The 23,720-nt window shown below is 58.3% G+C and carries 26 protein-coding genes; 14 read left to right on the forward strand and 12 right to left on the reverse strand.

Annotation, left to right across the window (positions count from 1 at the left end; translation table 11 throughout):
* Positions 1–20: 20 nt before the first annotated feature.
* The 3 genes from Q1W15_RS07660 (at position 21) to Q1W15_RS07670 (ending at position 4,113) form a co-directional block, all read left to right on the forward strand.
* Positions 21–1,151: a polysaccharide deacetylase family protein gene (locus tag Q1W15_RS07660; protein WP_300725796.1), complete on the forward strand. Its 1,131-nt coding sequence runs from the start codon at positions 21–23 to the stop codon at positions 1,149–1,151.
* 334 nt (positions 1,152–1,485) lie between these two features.
* Positions 1,486–2,880 carry a PhoH family protein gene (locus Q1W15_RS07665; RefSeq protein ID WP_300725797.1) on the forward strand — a complete coding sequence of 465 codons (1,395 nt, stop codon included), beginning with the start codon at positions 1,486–1,488 and terminating at the stop codon, positions 2,878–2,880.
* A 336-nt stretch (positions 2,881–3,216) separates the two neighbouring features.
* A complete protein-coding gene (locus tag Q1W15_RS07670; protein WP_300725798.1) occupies positions 3,217–4,113 on the forward strand; it encodes a LysR family transcriptional regulator in 897 nt (298 codons plus the stop codon).
* 65 nt (positions 4,114–4,178) lie between these two features.
* On the opposite strand, the gene Q1W15_RS07675 is transcribed toward Q1W15_RS07670, so the two are convergent.
* Positions 4,179–4,625, reverse strand: coding sequence for a DMT family transporter (locus Q1W15_RS07675; RefSeq protein WP_300725799.1), 447 nt, complete (start codon positions 4,623–4,625; stop codon positions 4,179–4,181).
* A gap of 145 nt (positions 4,626–4,770) precedes the next feature.
* Here Q1W15_RS07675 and moaC point away from each other — a divergent pair, with 145 nt between their 5' ends.
* From moaC to moaE, 3 genes are read left to right on the forward strand one after another with little or no spacing between them, the layout of a single operon-like run.
* Entirely contained in the window at positions 4,771–5,244 is a 474-nt protein-coding gene (gene moaC / locus Q1W15_RS07680; protein WP_300725800.1) for a cyclic pyranopterin monophosphate synthase MoaC, read from the forward strand.
* Complete coding sequence (locus Q1W15_RS07685; protein WP_300725802.1) at positions 5,241–5,486, forward strand: MoaD/ThiS family protein; 246 nt, start codon at positions 5,241–5,243, stop codon at positions 5,484–5,486. Before moaC ends, Q1W15_RS07685 begins: the two co-directional genes overlap by 4 nt.
* Before the next feature lie 2 nt (positions 5,487–5,488).
* Positions 5,489–5,941: a molybdopterin synthase catalytic subunit MoaE gene (gene moaE, locus Q1W15_RS07690; RefSeq protein ID WP_300725805.1), complete on the forward strand. Its 453-nt coding sequence runs from the start codon at positions 5,489–5,491 to the stop codon at positions 5,939–5,941.
* A gap of 48 nt (positions 5,942–5,989) precedes the next feature.
* On the opposite strand, the gene rhlB is transcribed toward moaE, so the two are convergent.
* The 4 genes from rhlB to Q1W15_RS07710 form a co-directional block, all read right to left on the reverse strand.
* Positions 5,990–7,468: an ATP-dependent RNA helicase RhlB gene (gene rhlB / locus Q1W15_RS07695; protein ID WP_300725807.1), complete on the reverse strand. Its 1,479-nt coding sequence runs from the start codon at positions 7,466–7,468 to the stop codon at positions 5,990–5,992.
* Between the two features lie 83 nt (positions 7,469–7,551).
* Positions 7,552–8,208 carry an alpha/beta hydrolase gene (locus Q1W15_RS07700; RefSeq protein WP_300725809.1) on the reverse strand — a complete coding sequence of 219 codons (657 nt, stop codon included), beginning with the start codon at positions 8,206–8,208 and terminating at the stop codon, positions 7,552–7,554.
* Positions 8,209–8,558: 350 nt separating this feature from the next.
* A complete protein-coding gene (locus Q1W15_RS07705; RefSeq protein WP_300725812.1) occupies positions 8,559–9,029 on the reverse strand; it encodes a type II TA system antitoxin MqsA family protein in 471 nt (156 codons plus the stop codon).
* Positions 9,026–9,337 carry a type II toxin-antitoxin system MqsR family toxin gene (locus Q1W15_RS07710; protein ID WP_300725814.1) on the reverse strand — a complete coding sequence of 104 codons (312 nt, stop codon included), beginning with the start codon at positions 9,335–9,337 and terminating at the stop codon, positions 9,026–9,028. Before Q1W15_RS07710 ends, Q1W15_RS07705 begins: the two co-directional genes overlap by 4 nt.
* A gap of 167 nt (positions 9,338–9,504) precedes the next feature.
* On the opposite strand from Q1W15_RS07710, the gene Q1W15_RS07715 reads away from it, so the two are divergent.
* From Q1W15_RS07715 to Q1W15_RS07730, 4 genes are all read left to right on the forward strand, one after another.
* Positions 9,505–10,164 (forward strand): FadR/GntR family transcriptional regulator, encoded by a 660-nt coding sequence (locus Q1W15_RS07715; protein ID WP_300725816.1) that lies wholly within the window; start codon positions 9,505–9,507, stop codon positions 10,162–10,164.
* A gap of 14 nt (positions 10,165–10,178) precedes the next feature.
* Positions 10,179–11,468, forward strand: coding sequence for a CynX/NimT family MFS transporter (locus tag Q1W15_RS07720; protein ID WP_300725818.1), 1,290 nt, complete (start codon positions 10,179–10,181; stop codon positions 11,466–11,468).
* Between the two features lie 64 nt (positions 11,469–11,532).
* Complete coding sequence (locus Q1W15_RS07725; RefSeq protein WP_300725820.1) at positions 11,533–12,009, forward strand: nuclear transport factor 2 family protein; 477 nt, start codon at positions 11,533–11,535, stop codon at positions 12,007–12,009.
* A complete protein-coding gene (locus Q1W15_RS07730) occupies positions 12,006–12,269 on the forward strand; it encodes a GIY-YIG nuclease family protein (protein ID WP_300725822.1) in 264 nt (87 codons plus the stop codon). The genes Q1W15_RS07725 and Q1W15_RS07730 overlap by 4 nt, the downstream gene beginning before the upstream one ends.
* 12 nt (positions 12,270–12,281) lie before the next feature.
* Here Q1W15_RS07730 and Q1W15_RS07735 read toward each other — a convergent pair whose 3' ends face one another.
* Complete coding sequence (locus Q1W15_RS07735; protein ID WP_300725824.1) at positions 12,282–12,632, reverse strand: glutaredoxin family protein; 351 nt, start codon at positions 12,630–12,632, stop codon at positions 12,282–12,284.
* Entirely contained in the window at positions 12,632–13,636 is a 1,005-nt protein-coding gene (gene yejK, locus Q1W15_RS07740; RefSeq protein ID WP_300725836.1) for a nucleoid-associated protein YejK, read from the reverse strand. Before yejK ends, Q1W15_RS07735 begins: the two co-directional genes overlap by 1 nt.
* A gap of 396 nt (positions 13,637–14,032) precedes the next feature.
* Here yejK and Q1W15_RS07745 point away from each other — a divergent pair, with 396 nt between their 5' ends.
* Positions 14,033–14,314: an HU family DNA-binding protein gene (locus tag Q1W15_RS07745; RefSeq protein ID WP_300725838.1), complete on the forward strand. Its 282-nt coding sequence runs from the start codon at positions 14,033–14,035 to the stop codon at positions 14,312–14,314.
* A 125-nt stretch (positions 14,315–14,439) separates the two neighbouring features.
* Here the strand turns inward: Q1W15_RS07745 and rlmF are convergent, their stop codons facing one another.
* The 5 genes from rlmF to Q1W15_RS07770 form a co-directional block, all read right to left on the reverse strand.
* Positions 14,440–15,456, reverse strand: a complete 1,017-nt coding sequence (gene rlmF, locus Q1W15_RS07750; protein ID WP_300725840.1) for a 23S rRNA (adenine(1618)-N(6))-methyltransferase RlmF — start codon at positions 15,454–15,456, stop codon at positions 14,440–14,442.
* A 145-nt stretch (positions 15,457–15,601) separates the two neighbouring features.
* Entirely contained in the window at positions 15,602–18,448 is a 2,847-nt protein-coding gene (locus Q1W15_RS07755; protein WP_300725842.1) for a valine--tRNA ligase, read from the reverse strand.
* 156 nt (positions 18,449–18,604) lie between these two features.
* Positions 18,605–18,970 carry a DNA polymerase III subunit chi gene (locus Q1W15_RS07760; protein ID WP_300725844.1) on the reverse strand — a complete coding sequence of 122 codons (366 nt, stop codon included), beginning with the start codon at positions 18,968–18,970 and terminating at the stop codon, positions 18,605–18,607.
* Between the two features lie 7 nt (positions 18,971–18,977).
* Positions 18,978–19,406 (reverse strand): DNA polymerase III subunit chi, encoded by a 429-nt coding sequence (locus Q1W15_RS07765; RefSeq protein WP_300725861.1) that lies wholly within the window; start codon positions 19,404–19,406, stop codon positions 18,978–18,980.
* A gap of 85 nt (positions 19,407–19,491) precedes the next feature.
* Entirely contained in the window at positions 19,492–20,982 is a 1,491-nt protein-coding gene (locus Q1W15_RS07770) for a leucyl aminopeptidase (RefSeq protein WP_300725848.1), read from the reverse strand.
* Positions 20,983–21,302: 320 nt separating this feature from the next.
* On the opposite strand from Q1W15_RS07770, the gene lptF reads away from it, so the two are divergent.
* The 3 genes from lptF to Q1W15_RS07785 all read left to right on the forward strand — a co-directional run.
* Positions 21,303–22,421: an LPS export ABC transporter permease LptF gene (gene lptF, locus Q1W15_RS07775; RefSeq protein WP_300725851.1), complete on the forward strand. Its 1,119-nt coding sequence runs from the start codon at positions 21,303–21,305 to the stop codon at positions 22,419–22,421.
* Entirely contained in the window at positions 22,414–23,475 is a 1,062-nt protein-coding gene (gene lptG / locus Q1W15_RS07780; protein WP_300725854.1) for an LPS export ABC transporter permease LptG, read from the forward strand. Before lptF ends, lptG begins: the two co-directional genes overlap by 8 nt.
* Positions 23,476–23,637: 162 nt before the next feature.
* Positions 23,638–23,720 (forward strand): GTP-binding protein (locus Q1W15_RS07785; protein WP_300725864.1); only part of this gene is annotated, 83 nt, incomplete at its 3' end.

The following is a 23,720-nucleotide window of genomic DNA, read 5'->3' on the forward strand; positions in this document are numbered from 1 at the left end:
ATTGAGTGGGGAGATGACCTGTGCGAGTTGTTCTTTTCTTGTCGGCCTGGCTGGTATGCCTGGGGGCCGTGGCGGCCCCCAACGCGCCGGTGACGTTGGACCGCAGTACCTGGCCCGAGGCATTGACCAGCCCGGCGTTGTTCGATGTGGCCTCACGCGCCGAGATCCTCACCTTTGCTCATGCCTTGCGGGTCAGTGAAGCGCTGGATGAACGTGCGCTTAAAGCGCGCTTGGGGCTCAACGTCATCAACGTCGAGGCGATTGATCGCGTCCGCAAGAGTATGTGGCAACGGCTGTTGGTCAATTACAGCCGTGCCGGGCAAAGCTGCGATCAGGATGCGTCGTTCTGTTATTACGTCGACGGCCTGGACAGCCTGCGCGAGCTGGCCGGCACGTTTGAAGTTGGCCCGGATTCGTTTTATGCGGCCTGGGCTGAACCCAGTGCCACGTTTCATCGTCGCTACTTGGATGAGCAACTGCGCCTGGCGGCGTTGTCTCCCTCCGCGCGCAATGAAATTGAACTGCTCGGTGACCATGAACTGAACGGCGATCAACTGCACGACAGGCTGTTTATGCTGACCTTTAACAGCGGCCCGACCCTGTTACCGGGCACCACCGACTGGCTCACGGATTACCTGCGCAAACAGTCCATGAGTGCGACGTTTTTTGTGCTGGGCAACCGTCTGCAGGCACGGCTCGACAAAACGGATGGGCCCGCGCTCAAGGCGTTGTACAAGGACCAGTGTGTGGGCGTGCAGGGCTGGGAGTACCGCTCGCACAGTCATTGGCAGGCGTGGCAAGACTCGATAGTGCGCAGTGTTGGCTTGGTGCGTCAGGTTTTACCTGGCAGTTATGTGCCCCTGTTTCGCCCGCCCTACGGGCAACGGCGGGGCGACAGCGCCGAATTTTTCAAGGCTGAGGGCTTGAATGTTGCGTTGTGGACAATGGATTCACAGGACATGACGTCGGGCCTGACCGCCGAACAGTCCGCGCACCGGGTGCTAACGTTGATGCTGCTGTGGCGCCATGGGGTGATTGTGTTTAACGACACCTTGGACAAGGTGCACACGGCGTTGCCGTGGCTGCTCAAAAATACGGCGCAAAGCGGGTTGGGCTGGGAGGCGTGTAGTGAATTTGGGAAGGGGCTTTAAAGGCTGCCTTCGGGCATCCTGAGCACAATTTCTCTAGCTGTGAGTAGAAAACGCTGACGAGTAGATTACTTAGCCTAGTCGGCGTTTGGCCCGATGCCAAGGGCATTCGTCTGTTTGAAAAATATAGGTCTGAAACATTAAAAAAACTTTTTTTTGTCACACGTTTAGGAGTATTACGAAGACAGACCGCCGAAACCTGCACCTCAGGTGGCGTCTTCAAGGACCCATCGGGCAGGGCTTTATCTGACACGAAAACAGATGAATTCGACAGTCACTTCGAGGCGCAGCACTGTCGTGGTATTGCGTCTAATGGCTCCCACAAAGGTGACCGAGTATGGATGATCACGCACGCACGCACTCCTCCAACCAGCCAATCCTTTATGTACTCGATACCAATGTTTTGATTCACGATCCAAACGCATTGCTCAACTTCGAGGAACACCACGTCGCCATTCCGATGACGGTGCTTGAAGAACTCGACAAACTCAAAACCGGCAAGCTGCTGGTAGCCGCCGAATGCCGTCAGGCGATTCGCCTTATTGACCAGACCCTGGGAGCGGCCTCCCCGCAAGACGTTGAACGGGGTGTGCCAATTCAGCGCGGCAAAAGCGGCCCCAAAGGCTTTTTGTCCATCCTGATGAACAAGCGTCGGGAGCCGAATGCGCTGCTGCCCGAAACCCTCAACGACAACATCATCATCAATCAGTTGATTGACTTGCATGCCCGTGAGCCGCAGTTGCATGTGGTGCTGGTCACCAAAGACATCAACATGCGCCTCAAGGCCCGAGCGTGCGGGATCGAATCCGAGGACTACAGCACCGACCAGTTGGTGGATGACGTGTCGATGTTGTCACGCGGCTACCACATGATGACGGGCTCGTTCTGGGACCGAGTCAGCAAGGTCGAGACTCGCCAGGGGCATGGACGCACCTGGCATCAGGTGCACATGAACGAGCACCTGCCCGCAGTGCATATCAACGAATTCATTCTCGATGAGCAAGGCTTTGTGGGGTGGATCAAAGAAGTGCGCAAGGATCATTTGCTGATCCTCGACATGCACCAGGAACCTCTGCTGCACCAAGAAGCCTGGGGGCTTAAACCGCGGGATATTTACCAGGGGCTGGCGCTGTTCGCCTTGCTCGACCCGGACATTCACCTGGTGAACCTGTCAGGGGCGGCCGGTTCGGGCAAAACGATCCTGGCGCTGGCGGCGGCCATTGAACAAACCATGGTCAGCAAGCGCTACCGGCGCATTATCTGTACTCGCAGCGTGCAGGGCCTGGACCAGGAAATCGGCTTTTTACCGGGGACCGAAGCCGAAAAAATGGAGCCTTGGCTCGGTGCTATCACTGACAACCTCGAAGCCTTGCACATGGATGACGAGAACACCCACGGCAGCGTCGATTACATCCTGAGCAAGGTGCCTTTGCAGTTCAAATCCCTGAACTACATTCGCGGCCGCAGCTTCCAGCAAAGCCTGATCCTGATCGACGAGTGCCAGAACCTCACGCCGCACCAGATGAAAACCATCATCACCCGTGCAGGGGCAGGTTCTAAAGTGGTCTGCCTGGGTAACCTGGCGCAAATCGATACGCCTTACCTGTCGGCCACCAGTTCGGGGCTGACCTACCTGACGGAGCGTTTCAAGGACTTTCCCAACGGTGTGCACATCGCCCTGCAAGGCGTACCGCGCTCGATTCTGGCCGAATACGCCGAATCGCACCTCTGACCTGTTCTGCAACCCTGACCCGGGCGGCCTTGAGCCGCCCGGTTTCGTTTGGGTAATTTCGTAATCTTTTGCAGGCCCTGTGGATTTGACCTTAGACATGACGCTCGAAAGGTGGGAATTTGCGCTCAATGATGGCTGATAAACAGGCACCCCCGCCCACGGCAGCTCAAAGCCAAGTCCATGCCGGTGACGCTCGGCCTGTCGACCCTGGATGGCGTTGAAGTCTTTGGTCTGCGTCCCGGTCTTATTTTTGTTCCACAGTGAGGCTTTGCAGGTGCATGCTGTTTTTTCGATGCAGACGACACAATGATCTGCGGGGGATAACAGGAGGTCGGGGTGTTACTGCGTAATATCGATTTAAATCTGTTGGTGGTGCTTGATGCGCTGCTGACGGAGAAGCACGTGACCCGCGCCGGTATTCGTCTGCATTTGAGCCAGCCGGCCATCAGCCATTCGCTGAATAAACTCCGGGGGTTGCTGGACGATCCGCTGTTGATTCGCCAGGGCAACGAGGTGGTGCTCAGCGCGCTGGCACAGAACCTCCAGGCACCGCTCAAGGACATTCTGGGGCAGATCGAGTCGTTGCTCGGTCGGTCTATCGACTTTGTGCCGGCCACCTCTGGGCGCACGTTTCGCGTGGCGATGTCCGATTATGGGGCCGCTATCGTATTGCCCAAGCTGTTGGTGCACATGCGGGCCCAGGCACCGGACACGTCGCTGGTGGTGGTGCAGGACAGCCGGTTGGGCATGCTTGAGCAAATAGAACAGGGCAAAATCGACCTGGCGTTGGGCGTGTTTGCGCCATTGCCAGCAGACCTCTGCAGTGAGGTGCTGTTTGAAGAAACCTTTACCTGCCTGCTCAATCGCCTGTCATTGCCCGAAGGTGGCACGTTGGATCTGGACACTTACCTGGCTCGCCCGCACCTGTTGGTGTCGGTGGAGGGCAGTACCTTGGGCGAAGTTGACACTGTCCTGCGTGCCCGGGGGTTACAGCGCCGGGTGGCGGTCAATGTCCCGCACTGGAGTGCTGCGCCGGGGATGATCGCGGGCACCGACCTTATTCTCACGGTGGCTACCCGCACACTGGACAACGTAGTGCTGGGCGACACGCTGGTGACCTCGGCACCGCCGCTTACGGTCGCGCCGTTTAACTATGTGCAGGTCTGGCATAACCGCTTTGAGCAGGACCCGGCCCATCGCTGGTTGCGCGAACTGATTAAGCAGGTCAGTTAAAAAGATGCAGGAACGAGCCTGATCGCGATCTTGGGTAGGGTTGAGATCACGAGCACGGGCGTCAATCAGCCCCGCGATGCGATCACAAACCCCGCCAGTACCACGCCGACCCCTAGCAGTTTTTGCAGGCTTGGCGTGTGTTTGGGCAAGCCGAGCAAGCCGAAGTAATCAATGGCCAGTGAGATGATCAATTGGCCCACCACGACCGCCAGGATGAAATTCAATGCGCCCAGGCGCGGTACTGTCATCAGCGCCACGGTGATGTAGAACACCCCGGCCAGGCCACCCAGCCAGATCCACCACGGGCCGCTCATCAGGGCACCCAAACCGGGGCGTGGCACTTTGACGATCAGCATCACCAGTGCAATGGCCAGGCCGCTGATCAGCAAGGAAAACACAGTGGCCCAAAAGGGATGGCCCAGCACCGCCCCAAGCCGGGCGTTGCTGGCGGCTTGCAAGGGCACTGCAAAACCTGCGAACAGGCTCATGACAACAGCAAGAAATAGTGGCATTACGTATGTCCTCCAATGTTTTCACTGTTGTACGGTGAATACTGGCGGACGGCCAATTCGCTGTTCTGATGGGCGCTATTCGCGGGGTCGATGGCCTTCATGGGGTACGGGGTTTACACTTCCTGTTCCTGTCTGGAGTAACCCTGTGCTGACTCATTTAGATTCTCAAGGCCGTGCCAACATGGTGGATGTCACCGATAAAGCGGTGACATCCCGTGAGGCAACGGCACAAGCCGTGGTGCGCATGCGCCCCGAAACCCTGGACATGATCGTCAGTGGGGGCCACCCCAAGGGCGATGTGTTCGCCGTGGCCCGCATCGCTGGCATCCAGGCCGCGAAAAAAACCTCAGACCTGATTCCTTTGTGCCATCCCTTGATGCTCACCAGCGTCAAGGTGGAACTCAGCGCTCAAGGCAGCGACGCCGTTTTGATTGTGGCGCGTTGCAAACTGGCCGGGCAGACCGGGGTCGAGATGGAGGCCCTGACTGCGGCCAGCGTCGCGGCCCTGACGATTTACGACATGTGCAAGGCGGTCGATCGCGGTATGACCATCGAAAGTGTGCGCGTGCTTGAAAAACTCGGCGGTAAGAGCGGGCACTTCCAGGCGTCAGTGTCATGAAGCTCAATGTGGTTTTTTTTGCCCGTTATCGCGAAGTTCTGGGGTGCGAGGACGAGGCGCTGGACGGCGATTTTGCCAGCATCGAACACGTGCGCTCGCACCTGGTACAACGGGGCGGTGCTTGGCAGGTACTGGCAGAAGCCAACCTGATGTGCGCGCGTAATCAGGACCTGTGCAAACCTGACGAACGGCTGTGCGAGGGCGATGAAGTGGCGTTTTTCCCCCCAGTAACGGGAGGCTGACCATGGCGATTCGGGTGCAGGCCGCAACGTTCGATCCGGGGGCCGAGACCAATGCGTTACACGCCGCGAACACGGGTGTGGGGGCGGTGGTGAATTTTGTGGGCTACGTGCGCGACTTCAATGACGGCCATGAGGTGGCGGGCCTGTTTCTGGAGCATTACCCCGGCATGACGGAAAAAGCCTTGGGTAAAATAGCGGCTGAGGCGCAGGACCGTTGGCCGTTGCTTCATCTTGAAATAGTGCACCGGGTAGGTGCGCTGGAACCGGGCGAACCGATTGTGTATGTCGGGGTGGCTAGCGCCCATCGACAGGCAGCGTTTGAGGCCTGCGCGTTTGTCATGGACTACCTGAAGACCCGTGCGCCGTTCTGGAAAAAGGAACAGACCGCTAATGGCCCACGCTGGGTCGAAAGCCGCACCAGCGATGACGCCGCTGCGCAGCGCTGGGAGCAATAATCGCCCCTGTAAACCTGCCCAAGAAGCCGATTTACAGGCGAGTGAGACTCAGACGCTGGGTTCGAGTGGCTTGCGCACGGCGCGTACTACGGGGCGCAGCAGTTCTGTCGGAGGTGTTTCGCAGCTGATTTTGCGGCCCAGCAGTGCTTCGATGGACGGCAACTGGTAGGAGTCGTCTTCACCGGCAAAGCTGATCGACACTCCGTTGGCACCTGCGCGGCCGGTACGGCCAATGCGGTGTACGTAGTCGTCCGGCACTTCGGGCAAGGTGAAGTTGATCACGTGGCTGATGCCGTCGATATGGATCCCGCGGCCCGCTACGTCGGTGGCCACCAGCACACGGATTTTCCCCTCGCGGAAGCCTTCCAGGGTCTTGATGCGTTTGTGCTGCGGGACATCGCCCGACAGTTGCGCCGCGTTGATGCCGTCGCGCACCAGGCGCTCTTCAATTCTGCGTACTTCGTCTTTGCGGTTGGCGAACACGATGACGCGTTCCCAGCCGTTGTCGTTCACCAGGTTGAACAATAGCTTGTACTTGTCGGCACCGGCCACCGCATACACGTGCTGCTCCACGCGTTCGCTGGCGACGTTCTGTGCTTCGATCTCGACAATGGCCGGGTCGGTGGTCCATTGCTTGGCCAGGTTCATCACGTCTTCGGTAAATGTCGCGGAGAACAGCAGCGTCTGGCGCTCGGCTTTCGGCGGAGTCTGGCGGATGATCTGGCGTACCTGCGGAATAAAGCCCATGTCCAGCATGCGATCGGCTTCGTCGAGCACCATCACTTCGACCATATCCAGGTGCACTTCGCCGCGCTGGTTGAAGTCCAGCAGGCGACCCGGCGTGGCCACCAGAATGTCGCAATGGCGAGCTTCGAGTTGCTTGAGTTGCTTGTCGAAGTCCATGCCGCCTACAAACGTCATGACGTTGAGGTCGGTGTATTTGGTCAGGTCAGCGGCGTCCTTGGCGATTTGCACCACCAGTTCGCGGGTAGGCGCGATGATCAGTGCACGCGGCTCGCCCATATAACGCTCTTTGGGCGGCGGGGTTTGGGTCAGTTGGCTGATGATCGACACCAGGAACGCAGCCGTTTTACCTGTACCGGTCTGGGCACGGCCAATGGCGTCACGCCCATTGAGGGTGTAGCCCAATACGCCTGCCTGGATCGGCGTGCAATACGGAAACCCCAGGTCCTGGATGGCGTGCATCAGCTCAGGGGCGAGTTTGAAGTCGTGAAAGCGGACTTTGCCTTCTTCAGGCTCAACCACGAAGTCTTCGAGTTTCCAGGGAATGACGGGCGGCTTGGGCGCGGTGTCGCGGCGAGGCTTGGCCGCCTTGGGTTTTTCGCTGCGCGCGGTGACGTGCGCAGGAGCGGGCTGAACGTCGGGCGTAATCACCGAGGTCTGAGCCGCAGTGGTGTCGTGAGGCGTCGGCACGTGCGCAGTGCTGGAAGGTGCCGAAGAGGCGGGCGCGAGCGGCTCAGCCTCGCTTTTACCGAATATTTTTTTGAGTGCTTTGAGCACGGTCATCTCATTAGTTGGTTAAGGAGTGTACGCCGGGCAGTGTAATGCAAGTCGAGTGCCCGGCGTAGTAAAGACAGGATGTTTCGCTGTTAGCCCAGGCGGGCTTTCAGCCAGGCACCAATGTCTTGTATTTCTTCTGGCGCGACTTGGTGCGCCATTGGGTACTCCTTCCATGTCACGGCGACATCGAGGCGCTTCAAGTGCTCATAGGCCGAACGGCCCATTGCGTTCTGTACCACATCGTCGTATTGGCCATGCAGGCACAGAGCGGGCGTGCGCTGTTGGCTGGCGGACAATTGCAAGTCATTGTCGAAGGTGGGGGCGTAGGTGGACAGCGCCATTACGCCGCCCAGCGGGCCTTGCCATTTGATATAAGCAGTGTGCAGCACTACGGCACCGCCCTGGGAAAAGCCGGCCAGAAAGATCCGGCTGGCATCTATCCCGCTGCTGCGCGCGTTTTCGATGAGTTCAATCACGGTGTCAGCGGACTGCTCCAGTTCTTCCAGGCTAATCGATCGCGCCGGGCTCATGGCTTTGATGTCGTACCAACTGGGCATGGCATAACCGCCGTTGATCGTCACGGCGCGCGTAGGTGCCTGCGGCAGTACAAAGCGGGTAGTGAGCAACGTTTCTTGCAGCATTTCAGCGACGGGCATGAAGTCATAACGGTCGGCCCCCAGGCCATGCAACCAGATGACACAAGCGTCTGCGGGTTTTTGGGGTTCAAGAATAAGCGGTGTGGTCATGGCTGCTCCATCGTTGGGCGTGCGTGCGGCTTGGGTGCGCGGCAACGGTGCACGTTCGGTAAAATATTGAAGAAGATGTCGTCTATAGGTGCCAGTAACATTAATGCGCCCATCTTCGGCGGTCACACTAACAGGCAACCGCCCAGGGTGGGATAGCAAAAAGCCTGACGATGACGTCAGACAAGGATTTCAGCCGCTCACGTGAACGCTTCGTTTTTAACGATCATGCGATGTACCTGAGCCATTTTTTGCATGGGCACCCCATCCGGTAGCGAGCCTGCTCGCGATCATTTGATCTTTAAACCATCGGGAGAAGTCGAATGTTGGCTGGCGGTTGCTGCGGGTGATGTTCATTCCTCGCGCTGGCGCTGAAGTTTTTCCAGTAACGCATTGATGTCTGCGCATTCATTGATCGATTGGAGTTCTGCCACCAACTCCGGGTGACGGTCCAGCAGGCGCATCAGTACAAAGAGGGGTTTTGGTGGCTCCACCTCCGCCCGCTCATAGCGGCTGAACGCATTGTGGCCGCCCCCCGATAGCAACTGCACCGCGCTTTTTTGCGTGAAGTGCAGTTTGCGGCGAATGCGCTTCATTTCGTGTGCCATGACCTGCTTGGCATCTTCGATCAGCTCATCTCCGGCTTTGGCATAACGCTCTGCACTGGGCGCATCAAACTCGATTTCTGCGCACTCATCACACGCGTGGCCGGCCAGGCTGTGCACGGTGCGGGTCAGTTGTTTGAAGCTCACGGTGAAGGGGCGTTCCTTGAACGCTTGCATGGCGCTGGAGGCACCGCAGGTGTAGCAATCGTGTCGGCTCATAGCTGTTTTTCCTTGAAAGCAATCACGGGCGGCCCTCCAGTGGGTCGGTAGGTCACCTTGATGTAAATAACCAAACCGTAGGCGTGTGTGTGATAGACGTCTTGCCACACGGTGTGGTCGGCATGGGTAGTCATCGACTTGTACAACGCCCGGCGCTCCAGAGACGCCACCACTCGCTGCATCTGCTCAAGTTTGAGCCCCATGCTTCGGCCGCCATCCAGCGCACTTTTGGTAAACGCCACTGCGCCGAGCCGGCGTACGTCGGCCTGAAAGCACCCGAGGTCGTAATGAGGTGTTTTCTTTTCCATAAGAAGTGGCCTCGATCCTATTTAAATTACCCTTAAAGGGTTGTTGGTTCAATGGTAAATTGTCTGAATGTGCAGACCCTTTAACCTCTAGTTGATTGCCTCTTGTTGCAGGTCTGATTAACATGTAGGTAAATTCATCCAATGATTGGATGAAAGTGGCGATTCCAATGACAGACTCATATCCATTGATCAAACGCTCTCTGGTCGATCAGGCCCTGGAGCAATTGCGCGCGCGTATCAATAACGGTGCTTGGGAAGTCGGGCAGCGTTTGCCCACCGAACCTGAACTGGCGGCCGAGTTGGGCATCAGCCGAAATACCGTGCGTGAAGCCATGCGTGTGTTGGCGTTTGCCGGGTTGATCGAGATTCGTCAGGGCGATGGCAGCTATTTGCGTGGGCGCGTCGACCCGATGGATACCCTGCGGGCGCTATCGTCCTGTTCGTTGGCGCAGATTCGCGAGACGCGACAAATCCTCGAAGTGGAAGCCATCGGTCTGGCGGCTTTGCGCCGTACGGATGAGGATCTGCGGTTGTTGCATCAGGCTCTGGAGGAAAGCGGTCAGCATTACCATGGCGAACTCGACACGTATATTTGTTGTGATCTGCTTTTTCATCAGCGACTCATTGATGCCGCGCACAACCCCGCGTTGAGCGAGTTGTATCGCTACACCTCCAGCATTGTGTCCAACCAGTTACGTCAGACATTGGCCATAGAGCCGCGTCGCCAGTCGGTGTTTGATCTGCATATCGAGATCCTCGACGCGGTCGAACATCGAGATCCGCAACGGGCCATGGCGCTTTGCCGGACGTTGATCAATGAACCTTGACCCCGGAGCAAGCCATGACCTCCAACCCGCCTGAGCCTGGCAACACGTCGCCCGTTCGCCATCTCGATGATCTGGAAGAACTGTTGATCGACGCTGAGGTGGATGACGCGCCCCTGCCGTCAGCCCCTGCCGTGGTCCGTCCCTGGTTGCTGTTGCTGGGGCTGGTGTTGGTGGCGTTGAATTTACGCCCCGCGTTGTCGAGCATGGCCCCAGTACTCAATACCGTGTCGGATAGCCTGGGGCTGTCGGCGGCGCAGGCCGGTTTGCTGACGACGTTGCCGGTGTTGTGCCTGGGGGTGTTTGCGCCGCTGGCACCGATCCTGGCGCGCCGTTTCGGCACGGAGCGCGTGGTGTTGGGCATTTTGCTGACGCTGGGCGGCGGCATCGTGTTGCGCAGTTATCTGGGTGAGGTCGGACTGTTTGCCGGCAGTATTCTGGCTGGGGCCAGCATCGGTGTAATCGGTGTGTTGGTACCAGGCATTATCAAACGTGATTTTGCCGGGCATGCCGGCACCATTACAGGCGTCTACACAATGGCCTTGTGCCTTGGCGCGGCGCTGGCGGCCGGAGCCACGGTGCCACTCAGTGATTACTTTGATAATCGTTGGGCGTTGGGCCTTGGGTTTTGGGCGCTCCCGGCGGTTATCGCCATGATTTTCTGGCTACCGCAAGTGCGTAAACGCCAGAGCGTGCACAGCGTGGCGTACCGTGTGCGTGGCCTGTTGCGCGATCCTTTGGCCTGGCAAGTCACGCTGTACATGGGGTTGCAGTCGTCATTGTCCTATATCGTATTTGGCTGGTTGCCGTCGATTTTGATCGGCCGCGGCCTGACGCCCACCCAAGCGGGCCTGGTGATGTCGGGCTCGGTCATTGTGCAGTTGATTACGGCCTTGACGGCACCCTGGCTCGCGACACGAGGCAAGGATCAGCGGCTGGCGATTGTGGTCGTCATGAGCATGACGCTGGCGGGCCTGTTTGGCTGCCTGTATGCGCCCATCGAAGGGTTGTGGGGGTGGGCGATTGTGCTGGGGCTAGGGCAGGGCGGTTCTTTCAGTTTGGCGTTGACCATGATTGTGTTGCGCTCGCGGGACGCTCATGTGGCGTCGAATCTGTCAGGCATGGCGCAAGGGATTGGCTACACCGTGGCTTCGCTGGGGCCTCTGGCGGTCGGCGTGGTGCATGAAATGACCGGAGGCTGGAGCGCGGTGGGCTGGATTTTTGCGGTGGTCGGCCTCGCAGCCATCATCGCCGGGCTGGGTGCGGGGCGCGCCCGTTATGTCAACGTGCGCTGCGAGAAAATTTGAAGCCGTAGTGTTTGCGCGTATTGCAGATTATTGTGCACACATTATGACCTGCACGGAGCCTGCCATGAGCCAAGCCCATCACGCCTTGATTACCCGTTTTTACCAGGCCTTTCAGCGGCTTGATGCTGAAGAAATGGCTGCCTGTTATACCGACGATGTGCTGTTCAGCGACCCTGTGTTTGGCCAACTGAGAGGCCGTGATGCTGGCGATATGTGGCGCATGCTGACCTCCCGGGCCCAAGACTTCAGCCTCACCTTCGATCAGGTGCAGGCAGATGAACGGCACGGCAGTGCGCACTGGGTTGCGACCTATGTGTTTGGTGCCACCGGGAACACGGTTATCAACGACATTACGGCCCGCTTTGTATTTCGTGATGGCAAAATCTGTGAGCACCACGACCAGTTTGATCTGTGGCGCTGGTCGCGTCAGGCGCTGGGTACCAAAGGGCTGTTGCTGGGTTGGACGCCGCTGGTGCAGAACGCCATTCGGGCGCAGGCGCAAAAAGGCCTCAAGGCCTTTCAAGGCAGTCGTGGGCGGTGAGTTCAAAACCCTGGTTTGTTTATCTGGTGCGGGCAGCCAATGGGGCTTTGTACTGCGGCATCAGCGATGACCCTGGGCGGCGCTTTAACCAGCACCAAACGGGCAAGGGGGCACGTTTTTTTGCCTCCAGCCCGGCAGTGGCCTTGGTCTATGTCGAGTCTTGGCCGAACAAAGGCGAAGCCTTGCGCCAGGAGCGATTGATCAAAAAACTCAAGAAAAGCGCCAAAGAGTGTTTGGTGCAAAGCCAGGCGGCTACGTGACCCGGCGACAGGTTATTTCAGTGCGGCTAATATGGCGTCGGGTTTGAAGTCGCGAATCAGCGTGCCGTTCACGTCCAGTATCGGAATTCCGCGGCCGCCCAAGGCCTCGTAGGCGATGCGGGCTGTGGCGTCCTTATCAATATCAAACTCTCTGTACGGAATGCCTTTCTCGTCCAGAAAGCGCCGCGTGGCCTTGCAGTAGCCGCACCACGCGGTGGAGTAAAGCACCACCCGGGCGCTGGCTCGGGTTTGCTCGGACACAACCCCCGAAGGGTTGAACAGCCGCTCGATCTTGCCCCAGTTCTGAAACATCACCACCACGATCAGAATGAACAGAACTTTCTTGAAGATACCGTTCAGCATTATTTGTTGCGCTTGAGCTGGTCGAGCAACTGGGTCGGCAAGCCCTTGATCACCAGCGTGCCGGCCTCTTCGTCGAACTCCACCTTGGAGCCCAGCAGGTGCGCTTCAAAGCTGATAGAGAGGCCTTCAGCGCGCCCGGTGAAGCGGCGGAACTGGTTGAGGGTGCGTTTGTCGGCCGGGATCTCCGGGGACAGGCCGTAGTCCTTGTTGCGGATATGGTCGTAGAACGCTTTAGGGCGCTCTTCGTCGATCAATTCGGACAGCTCTTCCAGGCCCATGGGCTCACCGATTTTGGCCTGGCTGCTGGCGTAATCCACCAGCGTCTTGGTTTTTTCGCGGGCCGACTCTTCCGGCAAGTCTTCGCTTTCTACGAAATCGCTGAAGGCTTTAAGCAGGGTGCGGGTTTCGCCCGGGCCATCGACGCCTTCCTGGCAGCCGATAAAGTCGCGGAAGTAGTCCGAGACCTTTTTACCGTTCTTGCCTTTGATAAACGATATGTACTGCTTGGACTGTTTGTTGTTTTTCCACTCGGACATGTTGATCCGTGCCGCCAGGTGCAACTGGCCGAGATCCAGATGGCGCGAGGGTGTTACATCCAGCTCGGCGTTCACGGCTACGCCTTCACTGTGGTGCAGCAGGGCGATGGCCAAGTAGTCAGTCATGCCTTGTTGGTAATGAGCAAATAGCACGTGGCCACCTACTGACAGATTGGATTCTTCCATCAGTTTTTGCAGGTGTTCAACGGCGACCCGGCTGAAAGCCGTGAAATCGGTACCGCCGTCCAGGTATTCCTTCAGCCAGCCGCTGAGTGGGTGTGCGCCGGATTCAGCATGGAAAAACCCCCACGCTTTGCCTTGCTTGGCGTTATAGCTTTCGTTGAGGTCCGCAAGCATGTTCTCGATGGCTTGCGACTCGGCCAGTTCAGTGTCGCGGGCGTGGAGAACAGCGGGCGTACCGTCGGGTTTTTTTTCAATCAAATGAACGATGCAATGACGGATCGGCATGGGCTTCTCGGCGAGTAATGAGGGGGCAGAGCGAGCCCCCCGAAAAAGCGTTAAGTGTAACGCACCTGAGCGTTTGGGCGGCTTTCATACGGGGTTCAAGGCCCTTGGGGCCCTGCATCGGTAGTTTTTTACGGTTTTAAGGTGATAAAGCTGACCAAATGGCTAGGTAGAAGCGGATATTTAGCCGTCTCTGTGCTAGTTTTGCCCCGTCTTGCGCTTATAAACGGCGTATAGCGTGCATGCAGCAGCTGTCAGGTCGAACCAAACCCCGTTTTAACACTCTACATTCGCGACTCGTCATGAACGTAAACGGGTGTGCCAGACCTCTAATTCTGGCTCGATAGCTGATACTGCACTGTGCAAACCAAATGAATTTGATAGGGAAGGAACATCTCAATGGCTATTACTAAAGACCAGCTGATCGCCGATATCGCTGAAGCTATCGACGTGCCAAAAACCACCGCACGTAACGCTTTGGACCAACTGGCTCAGATCGTTGCTGATCAACTGGAAAATGGCGGCGAAATCACTCTGCCAGGTATTGGCAAACTGAAAGTGACCGAGCGTCCTGCCCGTACTGGCCGTAACCCTTCGACTGGCGCTGCTATCGAAATCGCTGCCAAGAAAGTTATCAAGCTCGTTGTGGCCAAAGGCCTGACTGACGCTGTTAACAAGTAAGACGGTTGTATAAAAAGCCGTGCCCGGATCACTCCGGGCACGGCTTTTTTATGGGCGAAAACCCTGGAAAACCCTAATGCCGCAGGAGCGAGCAAGCTCGCGCCTACGGCAGGGCTATGTGTCGCTTACTTCCAGTTTTTCTCGCGCCACATCTGCTGCTGGTCCTTGTCATGGAAGGTCCAGGCCACAAAGCGGCTTTGCTTGTTACCTTGGGACATGTCCACCACCTGGCTCTCGCGGGCTCCGGCTTTTTTCAACGCCGTCTGGATCGCAGGCAGGTTGGAGGCCTTGGACACCAGCACACTGAACCACAGCACTTGACGCGCCACGTGAACGCTTTCGCGGATCAGTTGGGTCACAAAGCGCTGCTCTCCGCCTTCGCACCACAGTTCTGCCGCCTGCCCGCCAAAGTTGAGTACCGGCAATTTGCGTTTCGGGTCGGCCTTGCCCAGCGCGCGCCATTTACGTTCGCTGCCGCGGGTGGCTTCCTCCAGGGAGGCATGGAACGGCGGGTTGCACATCGTCAGGTCAAAACGTTCGCTGCTGTCCAGGATGTCCAACAGGATCTTCTGGGCATTGGGCTGCAGGCGCAAGCTGATAGCTTTGTTCAAGCCGTTGGACTGCACAATCGCTTTGGCTGCCTTCACGGCGGTCGGGTCGACTTCGGTGCCCAGGAATTGCCAGCGGTATTCGCTATGACCGATCAGCGGGTAGACGCAGTTGGCACCCATGCCAATGTCCATCACGCGCACGCCCGGGCCGCGCGGGATGACGCCGTCGTTCATGTTGGCCAGCAGGTCGGCCAAAAAGTGCACATAGTCGGCGCGGCCCGGTACGGGAGGGCACAGGTAGTCGGCCGGGATATCCCAGTGAGCGATACCGTAGAAGGCCTTGAGCAGGGCGCGGTTGAACACGCGCACGGCATCCGGGTTGGCGAAGTCGATGCTCTCTTTGCCATACGGGTTGAGGATTACGAATTGGCCCAGCTCCGGGCACACCGAAATCAATTGCGGGAAGTCGTAACGGCCCTGGTGGCGGTTGCGCGGGTGCAGGCTCGGCTTAACCCGCGGCTCGGCCGGTTTGGCGTCGCTGGCGGCCTTGGGCTTGTGGCGTGTGGCTTTGGAAGTGCGTGGGGTTGTCATGTTCAATTCATTCCACAAAAGCAATCGCGGGCAAGCCCTGAAATGCCTGCTGTTGCCTTAAGAGTCGTGTGACCTGCAGGGTCAACTTTCGCTTAAGAGAACAGCAGGGCATCAGGGCTTGCCCGCGATCAGGTGCGCAGCGTAATTACAGGCTGGAGATCCGCGCGTGCTGGTCTGCCAACTTGCTCAGTGCCTGTTCGGCCTCGGCCAGTTTGGCGCGTTCCTTGTCGATGACTTCGGCCGGAGCCTTGTCAACGAACGCGGCGTTCGACAGTTTTCCGCCTACGCGGGCCACTTCGCCGTGCAAACGCTGGATTTCCTTGTCCAGACGCGCCAACTCTGCATCTTTGTCGATCAGGCCGGCCATGGGCACCAGCACTTCCATCTCGCCAACCAACGCGGTCGCGGACAGAGGGGCTTCGGCACCGTCTTGCAGCACGGTGATCGATTCGAGCTTAGCCAGTTTTTTCAGCAAGGCATCGTTTTCGGTCAGGCGGCGTTGGTCTTCGCTGCTGACGTTTTTCAGATACAGCTGCAAAGGCTTGCCCGGGCCGATGTTCATTTCGCCACGGATGTTGCGCGTGCCGAGCATCAGGCCCTTGAGCCATTCGATATCATCTTCGGCCGCTTGGTCGATGCGCGCTTCGTTCGCCACCGGCCACGGTTGCAGCATGATGGTCTTGCCTTCAACGCCGGCCAGCGGCGCGATGCGCTGCCAGATTTCTTCGGTGATGAACGGCATGAACGGGTGCGCCAGACGCAAGGCGACTTCCAGTACGCGAACCAGCGTGCGACGCGTGCCACGTTGACGTTCAACCGGGGCGTTTTCGTCCCACAGTACCGGCTTGGACAGCTCCAGGTACCAGTCGCAGTACTGGTTCCAGATGAACTCGTACAGGGCTTGTGCGGCCAGGTCGAAGCGGAACTGGTCGAGGTGACGGGTCACTTCGGCTTCCGTGCGCTGCAATTGCGAAATGATCCAGCGGTCGGCCAGCGACAGCTCAAAGGCTTCGCCGTTCTGGCCGCAGTCTTCGCCCTTGTCCAGCACGTAGCGCGCGGCGTTCCAGATCTTGTTGCAGAAGTTGCGGTAGCCTTCAACGCGGCCCATGTCGAACTTGATGTCGCGACCGGTAGACGCCAGCGAGCAGAAGGTGAAGCGCAGGGCGTCGGTACCGTAGCTGGCGATGCCCTCTGCGAACTCGTCACGGGTCTGTTTTTCGATTTTCTTCAGCAGTTTTGGCTGCATCAGGCCGGTGGTGCGTTTGGCCACCAGGTCTTCGAGCTCGATACCGTCGATGATGTCCAGCGGGTCGAGGACGTTGCCCTTGGACTTGGACATCTTCTGGCCCTGGCCGTCACGTACCAGCCCGTGGACATACACGGTCTTGAACGGGACTTGCGGAGTGCCGTCTTCGTTTTTCACCAGGTGCATGGTGAGCATGATCATCCGGGCAACCCAGAAGAAAATGATGTCGAAGCCGGTGACCAGTACGTCGGTGGAGTGGAAGGTTTTCAGCGCGTCGGTTTTTTCCGGCCAGCCGAGGGTCGAGAAGGTCCACAGGCCCGAACTGAACCAGGTGTCGAGTACGTCGTTGTCCTGTTGCAGCGCAACGTCCGGGCCCAGGTTGTTCTTGGCCCGTACTTCGGCTTCATCGCGGCCGACATAAACTTTGCCCGACTCGTCGTACCAGGCCGGAATGCGGTGGCCCCACCACAGTTGACGGCTGATGCACCAGTCCTGGATGTCACGCATCCATGAGAAGTACATGTTCTCGTACTGCTTGGGCACGAACGCAATGCGCCCGTCTTCAACGGCGGCAATGGCAGGTTCGGCCAAAGGCTTGGTCGACACATACCATTGGTCGGTCAACCAGGGCTCGATGATCGTGCCCGAACGGTCGCCTTTCGGTACTTTCAGGGCGTGGTCGTCGACGCTGACCAACAGGCCTGCTTCGTCAAAGTCGGCAACGATCTGTTTGCGCGCTTCAAAACGGTCCAGGCCGGCGTACTTGGCTGGCAGGGTACCGTCGACCTGCTCGTTGAGCGTGCCGTCGAGGTTGAAGACCTGGGCCGTCGCCAGAACGCTGGCGTTCTTGTCGAAGATATTGATGAGCGGCAGGTTATGACGCTTGCCGACTTCGTAGTCGTTGAAGTCGTGGGCCGGGGTGATTTTCACACAGCCGGTGCCGAACTCGGGGTCGCAGTAGTCGTCCGCAATGATCGGGATGCGACGACCAACCAAGGGCAGTTCGACGAACTTGCCGATCAGGGCCTTGTAGCGCTCGTCGTGCGGGTTGACCGCAACGGCGGCATCACCGAGTGCGGTTTCCGGGCGCGTGGTGGCCACGACCAGGTAATCCAGGCCCTCAGCGGTTTTGGCACCGTCAGCCAACGGGTAGCGCAGGTTCCACAGGAAGCCTTTCTCGTCGTGGTTTTCCACTTCAAGGTCGGAAATGGCGGTGTGCAGCTTGGTGTCCCAGTTGACCAGACGTTTGCCGCGATAGATCAGGCCGTCTTCGTGCAGGCGCACAAATGCTTCCTTGACCGCCTCGGACAAGCCGTCGTCCATGGTGAAGCGCTCGCGGCTCCAGTCTACGGACGAGCCCAGGCGACGGATCTGGCGGCTGATGTTGCCACCGGACTGCTCTTTCCATTCCCAGATTTTGTCCATGAACTTTTCACGACCCAGGTCGTGGCGGTTCAGGCCTTGGGCTTCGATTTGGCGCTCTACCAGCATTTGGGTCGCGATACCGGCGTGGTCGGTACCCGGCTGCCACAGGGTGTTACGGCCCTGCATGCGGCGGAAACGGATCAGGGCGTCCATGATCGCGTTGTTGAAACCGTGCCCCATGTGCAGGCTGCCGGTGACGTTCGGCGGCGGGATCATGATGGTGTACGGTTCACCCGCGCCTTGCGGGGCGAAATAGTTCTGTTCTTCCCAAGTGTTGTACCAGGAAGTTTCAATGGCGTGCGGCTGGTAGGTCTTATCCATGCGCGGCGGGACCCTATTGGCATTAATTCAGGAAAGCCGGCAAGTATAGCCTTCGGTAGCCGCAAGTTTCTAGCGGCAAGCTTCAAGGAAAAGCAAGAGCTGCGGGGCTCGCAGCCCCATTGGTCGCTTGAGGCTTCAAGCGTGCTGCTGCTCTTTCTACCGCTGCGCCAGCAGGCGCTCCATGTGGGCATCAAGGCGGCGTTTGATTTCGGTTTCGATGTGCGGCGCGAAGTCGTTGATCACGTCTTGCATGATGGCCTGGGCGGCCGTACGCAGTTCCTTGTCCAGGTGAACCAGCAGCGCATCCGGGCTTTTCGCGACAGGGTCGGCAGCGGGCTCGGGGGGTGGTGCTTCCACGGCGGGGGCGACCACATCGGACAACAACGGAATCTGAGTGCCTTCGTCGCCCACCATTTCAGTCAGCAGGGGCGGCTGCAGATCTTCGTCGTCGAGCAACTTGCGAATGGATTCAAGATCATCAAGCAGGTGTGCGGCTTTTTGCGGCGAATTGGAAGTGTCCATCGTGGGCTCAGAGTCGTTGTAGCTTGTGATCCTGCAGAGGATAGCCCTGTTCGCGGTAGAAACGAAAACTCTCCCGTGCGGCCTGCCGAATGGCAGGGTCTTCGACCACCACTTCGGCGATGCGAGCGAAACGGTTGAAACATGCGGGGACCTTGAGGTCCAGGTTTATCAGTAAGTCGCGATGGCTGGCCGGGGCGGCAGTGAGGCCCATGACGATCACACCGTCGGGTTCATCTTCACTGTGGCTATGGGGTACGAAGCTTTCGCCCTTGAAACGCCACAGCCGCTCATCCAGCGCCTGACGTTGAGCGCCATCGCTGCACTGCAGGTATACGCGGTGCCCAAGGCGCCAGGCCTTATCGGTGAGTTTGCAGGCGAAGTCCAGCCGTGCCGACGGGTCTGCGCTGGGCAGGATATAAAAGTCGACCTTGGTCAGCTCTGTGTTTAATTCTGGGTTCATTGCGATTCCTGAATCGGGCAGCGCCGCCTTTCAAGTGCGGCGCTGCCATCGATGGTCAGCGTCAAGCGTTGGCGCGATCCAGCAGGTATTGCGTCAGCAGAGGCACTGGGCGACCGCTGGCCCCCTTGTCCTTGCCGCCGCTGACCCATGCGGTGCCGGCGATGTCCAGGTGAGCCCAGTGGTAGGCCTTGGCAAAGCGTGCGAGGAAGCAGCCAGCGGTGATTGCGCCGGCTTTAGGGCCGCCGATGTTGGCCATGTCAGCAAACGGGCTGTCCAGTTGCTCCTGGTACTCATCAAACAGTGGCAACTGCCAGGCGCGGTCGTCGGCTTGCTTGCCGGCGTCCAGTAGCTGGCCGATCAGTTCGTCGTTGTTGCCCATCAGGCCCGAGGTGTGGGCACCCAGTGCAACCATGCAGGCACCGGTCAGGGTGGCGATGTCGATGACGGCTTGCGGCTTGAAGCGTTCGGCGTAGGTCAGTGCGTCGCACAGCACCAGGCGGCCTTCGGCATCGGTGTTGAGGATCTCGACCGTTTGACCGCTCATGGTGGTGACGATGTCGCCCGGGCGGGCAGCGCCGCCACTCGGCATGTTCTCGGCGCAGGCCAGGATGCACACCAGGTTGATCGGCAGTTTCAGCTCCAGTACGGCACGCAGGGTACCGAAAACGCTGGCAGCACCGCCCATGTCGTACTTCATTTCATCCATGCCGGCACCCGGTTTCAGGCTGATACCACCCGTGTCGAAGGTGATGCCTTTGCCGACCAGAACAAACGGTTTCTCGGATTTCTTGCCGCCCGCGTAGTTCATCACGATCAAGCGTGGCGGCTGGTCGCTGCCCTGGCCCACGGCATAGAACGCGCCCATGCCCAGTTCCTTGATCTTCTTCTCGTCAAGGATCTCGACTTTCAGGCCTTTGTGTTCCTTGCCCAGGTCCTTGGCCTGTTCGGCGAGGAAGGTCGGGTGGCAAATGTTGGGTGGCAAGTTGCCCAGGTCGCGGGTGAATGACATGCCTGCTGCAATTGCCTGCGCATGAGTCACCGCCCGCTGTACTTCAGCCATGGCGGCCTTGATGGTCAGCAGGGTGATTTTTTTCAGGGCGCGGGGTTCTGCTTTCTGGCTTTTGAAACGGTCGAAGGTGTATTCGCCATCAGCCAGGGTTTCTGCCAGCAGGCGCGTCTTGCCGTAGCTGTCACGGCCCTTTACCACGACGTCGTCCAACGCGAAAACGGCATCGCTGCCGCCCAGGCCTTTCAAAACATTCAAGGCTGCACTAATGATTTTGCGGAACGGGCGATCACCCAGTTCGTCGTCCTTGCCGGTGCCCAGCAACAGCACGCGCTCGGCTTTCAGGTTTGGCAGGTTATGCAACAGCAGGGTTTGACCGGTTTTACCCGTGATATCACCGCGCTTGATCAGGGCGCTAATGGCACCGCCGGTCAGTTCGTCCAAGGCTTTGGCGGTGTGATCGAGCTTGCGGCCTTCGCCGATGGCAACCACCAGGGTGGCCGTTTTCAACGTTTCTGGGCTAACGCTTTTTACAACCAGTTCCATGTCCGGGTCCCTGAATCAAATGGTCAACGTGCGCACAAACGCGCGGTTTGTTTGCGTGAAAGAGGAGGCGCTTCGCTTGAAGGGGAGGGCGAGCGTCAAGGCTGGCAGTTTGAACCCCGGCGGTCGGGCCTGACAACCCTCCTGTGCCGTTGGCGTGATGCTTTGAGGCGCGCAGCAAGCATGCGCAGTGACAGGCGCGGTCATTCACAGGATAATGCGCCATCTTTTTTGAACGACTAGGCTCATCTCCATGAGTTTGTGTCGACTCGTTATGCCGTTTGTTTGGCCGCCTTAGCCTGACGACCCCTGGAGTGTCTGGTTTGATCGTCTTCCGTTACCTATCCCGCGAAGTCCTGCTTACATTGAGCGCTGTCAGCGCTGTGCTGCTGGTCATCATCATGAGCGGTCGTTTCATTAAATTCCTGGCCCAAGCTGCCGCCGGCGCAATGGATCCGGGCTCTCTGTTCCTGATCATGGGCTTCCGTTTGCCGGGCTTCATGCAGCAGATTCTGCCGCTGGGGCTGTTTCTGGGCATTTTACTGTCCTATGGGCGTATGTACCTCGAAAGTGAAATGACGGTGTTGTCGGCCACCGGCATGAGCCAGCAACGCCTGCTGGGCATGACCATGCTGCCTGCCACCATTGTGGCGCTGATTGTTGCCTGGCTGAGCCTGAGCCTCGCGCCACAAGGGGCCACCCAGTTTCAACTGCTGCTGAACAAGCAGGACGCACTGACCGAGTTCGATACCTTGGAGTCGGGGCGTTTTCAGTCGTTGAGCAATGGGTTGCGAGTCACCTACACCGAAGAATTGAGCGATGACCGCACAAATCTGTCGGGTGTGTTTATTTCCCAAAAAAATCTCGGGCCGAATGAAAAGGACCGTGGCATTACCTTGCTGGTGGCAGAGAAAGGGCGTCAGGAGGTTCGCCCGGACGGCAGCCGTTGGCTGATTCTGGACAATGGTTATCGCTACGATGGCAATCCGGGGTTGGCCGATTATCGCGCCATTCAGTACGACACCTACGGCGTGCTGTTGCCCAAGCCTGAAATCAGCGATGAAGTGACCGATCGTGATGCGATCCCGACCATGACCCTGATAGGCGATCCGGCCTTGCGTTCGGTTGCCGAGTTGCAGTGGCGTCTTTCCTTCCCGTTGCTGGTGTTCATTGTGACATTGATCGCTGTGCCCATGTCTCGAGTCAACCCGCGCCAGGGGCGCTTCCTCAAGCTGTTACCCGCCATCCTCCTTTATATGAGCTACGTCGCGATGCTGACGTGGGGGCGAGGCCTGCTTGAAAGCGGCAAGGTTCCAGCGGTGGTGGGCTTGTGGTGGGTGCATGCCCTGTTTTTGAGCATTGGTCTGGGGTTGATGTACTGGGAGCCGATACGCCTGAAGCTGGCGCGTCGTCGCAGTGAGCAGGAGATGGCCCGTGGTTAAGCTCGATCGCTACATTGGTAAAAGTGTACTGCTGGCGATTCTGGCGGTTCTGGGCATTATTTTGGGCCTGGCTTCGCTGTTTGCGCTGGTCGACGAAATGCGCAGTATCAGCAGCAGTTATTCCATCCTGGATGTATTCAGTTTTGTAGCGCTGACGGCACCGCGGCGTGTGTATGAAATGTTACCGATGGCGGCGCTGATTGGCTGTTTGATTGGTTTGGGTGGGCTCGCCAGCAACAGTGAGCTGACCATCATGCGTGCGGCAGGCGTGTCTTTGGGGCGTATTGTCTGGGCCGTGATGAAACCCATGCTGGTGCTGATGCTCGCCGGTGTACTCATGGGTGAGTACGTGGTGCCGGCCACTGAAAATGTCGCCCAGGCCAACCGTGCGCTGGCTCAGGGTGGGGGCGATTCGCAAAGCTCCGGGCATGGCATGTGGCACCGTCAGGGTGATGAATTTATCCATATCAACGCCGTCCAGCCGGGGGGTGTGCTTTATGGCGTGACCCGTTACCGGTTTGATAAAGAGCGCCATTTGTTGTCGTCGAGCTTCGCCAAGAAAGCGCAGTTTGATCAAGATAGCTGGTTGCTGAGCGATGTGAGTACGACGGTTTTCCACGATCGCAGCACGGAAGTCATCAAGACGCCCGAAGAGCGCTGGGACGTGGCACTGAGCCCGCAACTGCTCAGCACCGTGGTCATGGCACCCGAATCGCTGTCGATCAGTGGCTTGTGGGGTTATATCCATTACCTGAAAGATCAAGGCTTGAACAATGGCCGTTACTGGCTGGCGTTTTGGGTCAAAGTGTTACAACCACTGGTGACCGCTGCGCTGGTGGTTATGGCCATCTCGTTCATCTTCGGTCCGTTGCGCTCTGTAACCTTGGGGCAGCGCGTGTTTACCGGCGTGTTGGTGGGCTTTTCGTTCCGTATTGCTCAGGATTTGTTGGGCCCCCTGAGTCTCGTGTTCGGGTTCTCGCCGCTGTTTGCGGTGTTGTTACCTGCAACAATTTGCGCGCTGGCCGGTTTCATATTGTTGCGCCGGGCCGGTTGATGCAGTTCTTTTGAGTCGGTTCAAAGCCTCTATCCTGTGATAGGGGCTTTTTTGTAGGGGGCGATGGGCCTGTGAACGTGACGCTTGGCGAGATCATCAGGTACAATTCCCGGCTATTTTTCGGCGGGCAGTCTGCCTGCGACTTTTTTTGAGTGTTGACCCGTGAGTGATTTGAGTCATATCCGCAATTTCTCCATCATCGCCCACATTGACCATGGCAAGTCGACGCTGGCCGATCGTTTCAT

This window comes from Pseudomonas sp. (assembly GCF_030150285.1).
In the GTDB taxonomy this organism is placed as follows: Bacteria; Pseudomonadota; Gammaproteobacteria; order Pseudomonadales; family Pseudomonadaceae; genus Aquipseudomonas.

What these genes read in the sequence shown, in the direction of transcription:
- Q1W15_RS07665 (WP_300725797.1), top strand. Translation starts at nt 1,486, where the DNA reads ATGGATGATCACGCACGCACGCACTCCTCCAACCAGCCAATCCTTTAT.
- Q1W15_RS07675 (WP_300725799.1), bottom strand. Translation starts at nt 4,625, where the DNA reads ATGCCACTATTTCTTGCTGTTGTCATGAGCCTGTTCGCAGGTTTTGCA.
- Q1W15_RS07685 (WP_300725802.1), top strand. Translation starts at nt 5,241, where the DNA reads ATGAAGCTCAATGTGGTTTTTTTTGCCCGTTATCGCGAAGTTCTGGGG.
- moaE (WP_300725805.1), top strand. Translation starts at nt 5,489, where the DNA reads ATGGCGATTCGGGTGCAGGCCGCAACGTTCGATCCGGGGGCCGAGACC.
- rhlB (WP_300725807.1), bottom strand. Translation starts at nt 7,468, where the DNA reads ATGACCGTGCTCAAAGCACTCAAAAAAATATTCGGTAAAAGCGAGGCT.
- Q1W15_RS07700 (WP_300725809.1), bottom strand. Translation starts at nt 8,208, where the DNA reads ATGACCACACCGCTTATTCTTGAACCCCAAAAACCCGCAGACGCTTGT.
- Q1W15_RS07705 (WP_300725812.1), bottom strand. Translation starts at nt 9,029, where the DNA reads ATGAGCCGACACGATTGCTACACCTGCGGTGCCTCCAGCGCCATGCAA.
- Q1W15_RS07710 (WP_300725814.1), bottom strand. Translation starts at nt 9,337, where the DNA reads ATGGAAAAGAAAACACCTCATTACGACCTCGGGTGCTTTCAGGCCGAC.
- Q1W15_RS07715 (WP_300725816.1), top strand. Translation starts at nt 9,505, where the DNA reads ATGACAGACTCATATCCATTGATCAAACGCTCTCTGGTCGATCAGGCC.
- Q1W15_RS07720 (WP_300725818.1), top strand. Translation starts at nt 10,179, where the DNA reads ATGACCTCCAACCCGCCTGAGCCTGGCAACACGTCGCCCGTTCGCCAT.
- Q1W15_RS07725 (WP_300725820.1), top strand. Translation starts at nt 11,533, where the DNA reads ATGAGCCAAGCCCATCACGCCTTGATTACCCGTTTTTACCAGGCCTTT.
- Q1W15_RS07735 (WP_300725824.1), bottom strand. Translation starts at nt 12,632, where the DNA reads ATGCTGAACGGTATCTTCAAGAAAGTTCTGTTCATTCTGATCGTGGTG.
- yejK (WP_300725836.1), bottom strand. Translation starts at nt 13,636, where the DNA reads ATGCCGATCCGTCATTGCATCGTTCATTTGATTGAAAAAAAACCCGAC.
- Q1W15_RS07745 (WP_300725838.1), top strand. Translation starts at nt 14,033, where the DNA reads ATGGCTATTACTAAAGACCAGCTGATCGCCGATATCGCTGAAGCTATC.
- rlmF (WP_300725840.1), bottom strand. Translation starts at nt 15,456, where the DNA reads ATGACAACCCCACGCACTTCCAAAGCCACACGCCACAAGCCCAAGGCC.
- Q1W15_RS07755 (WP_300725842.1), bottom strand. Translation starts at nt 18,448, where the DNA reads ATGGATAAGACCTACCAGCCGCACGCCATTGAAACTTCCTGGTACAAC.
- Q1W15_RS07760 (WP_300725844.1), bottom strand. Translation starts at nt 18,970, where the DNA reads ATGGACACTTCCAATTCGCCGCAAAAAGCCGCACACCTGCTTGATGAT.
- Q1W15_RS07770 (WP_300725848.1), bottom strand. Translation starts at nt 20,982, where the DNA reads ATGGAACTGGTTGTAAAAAGCGTTAGCCCAGAAACGTTGAAAACGGCC.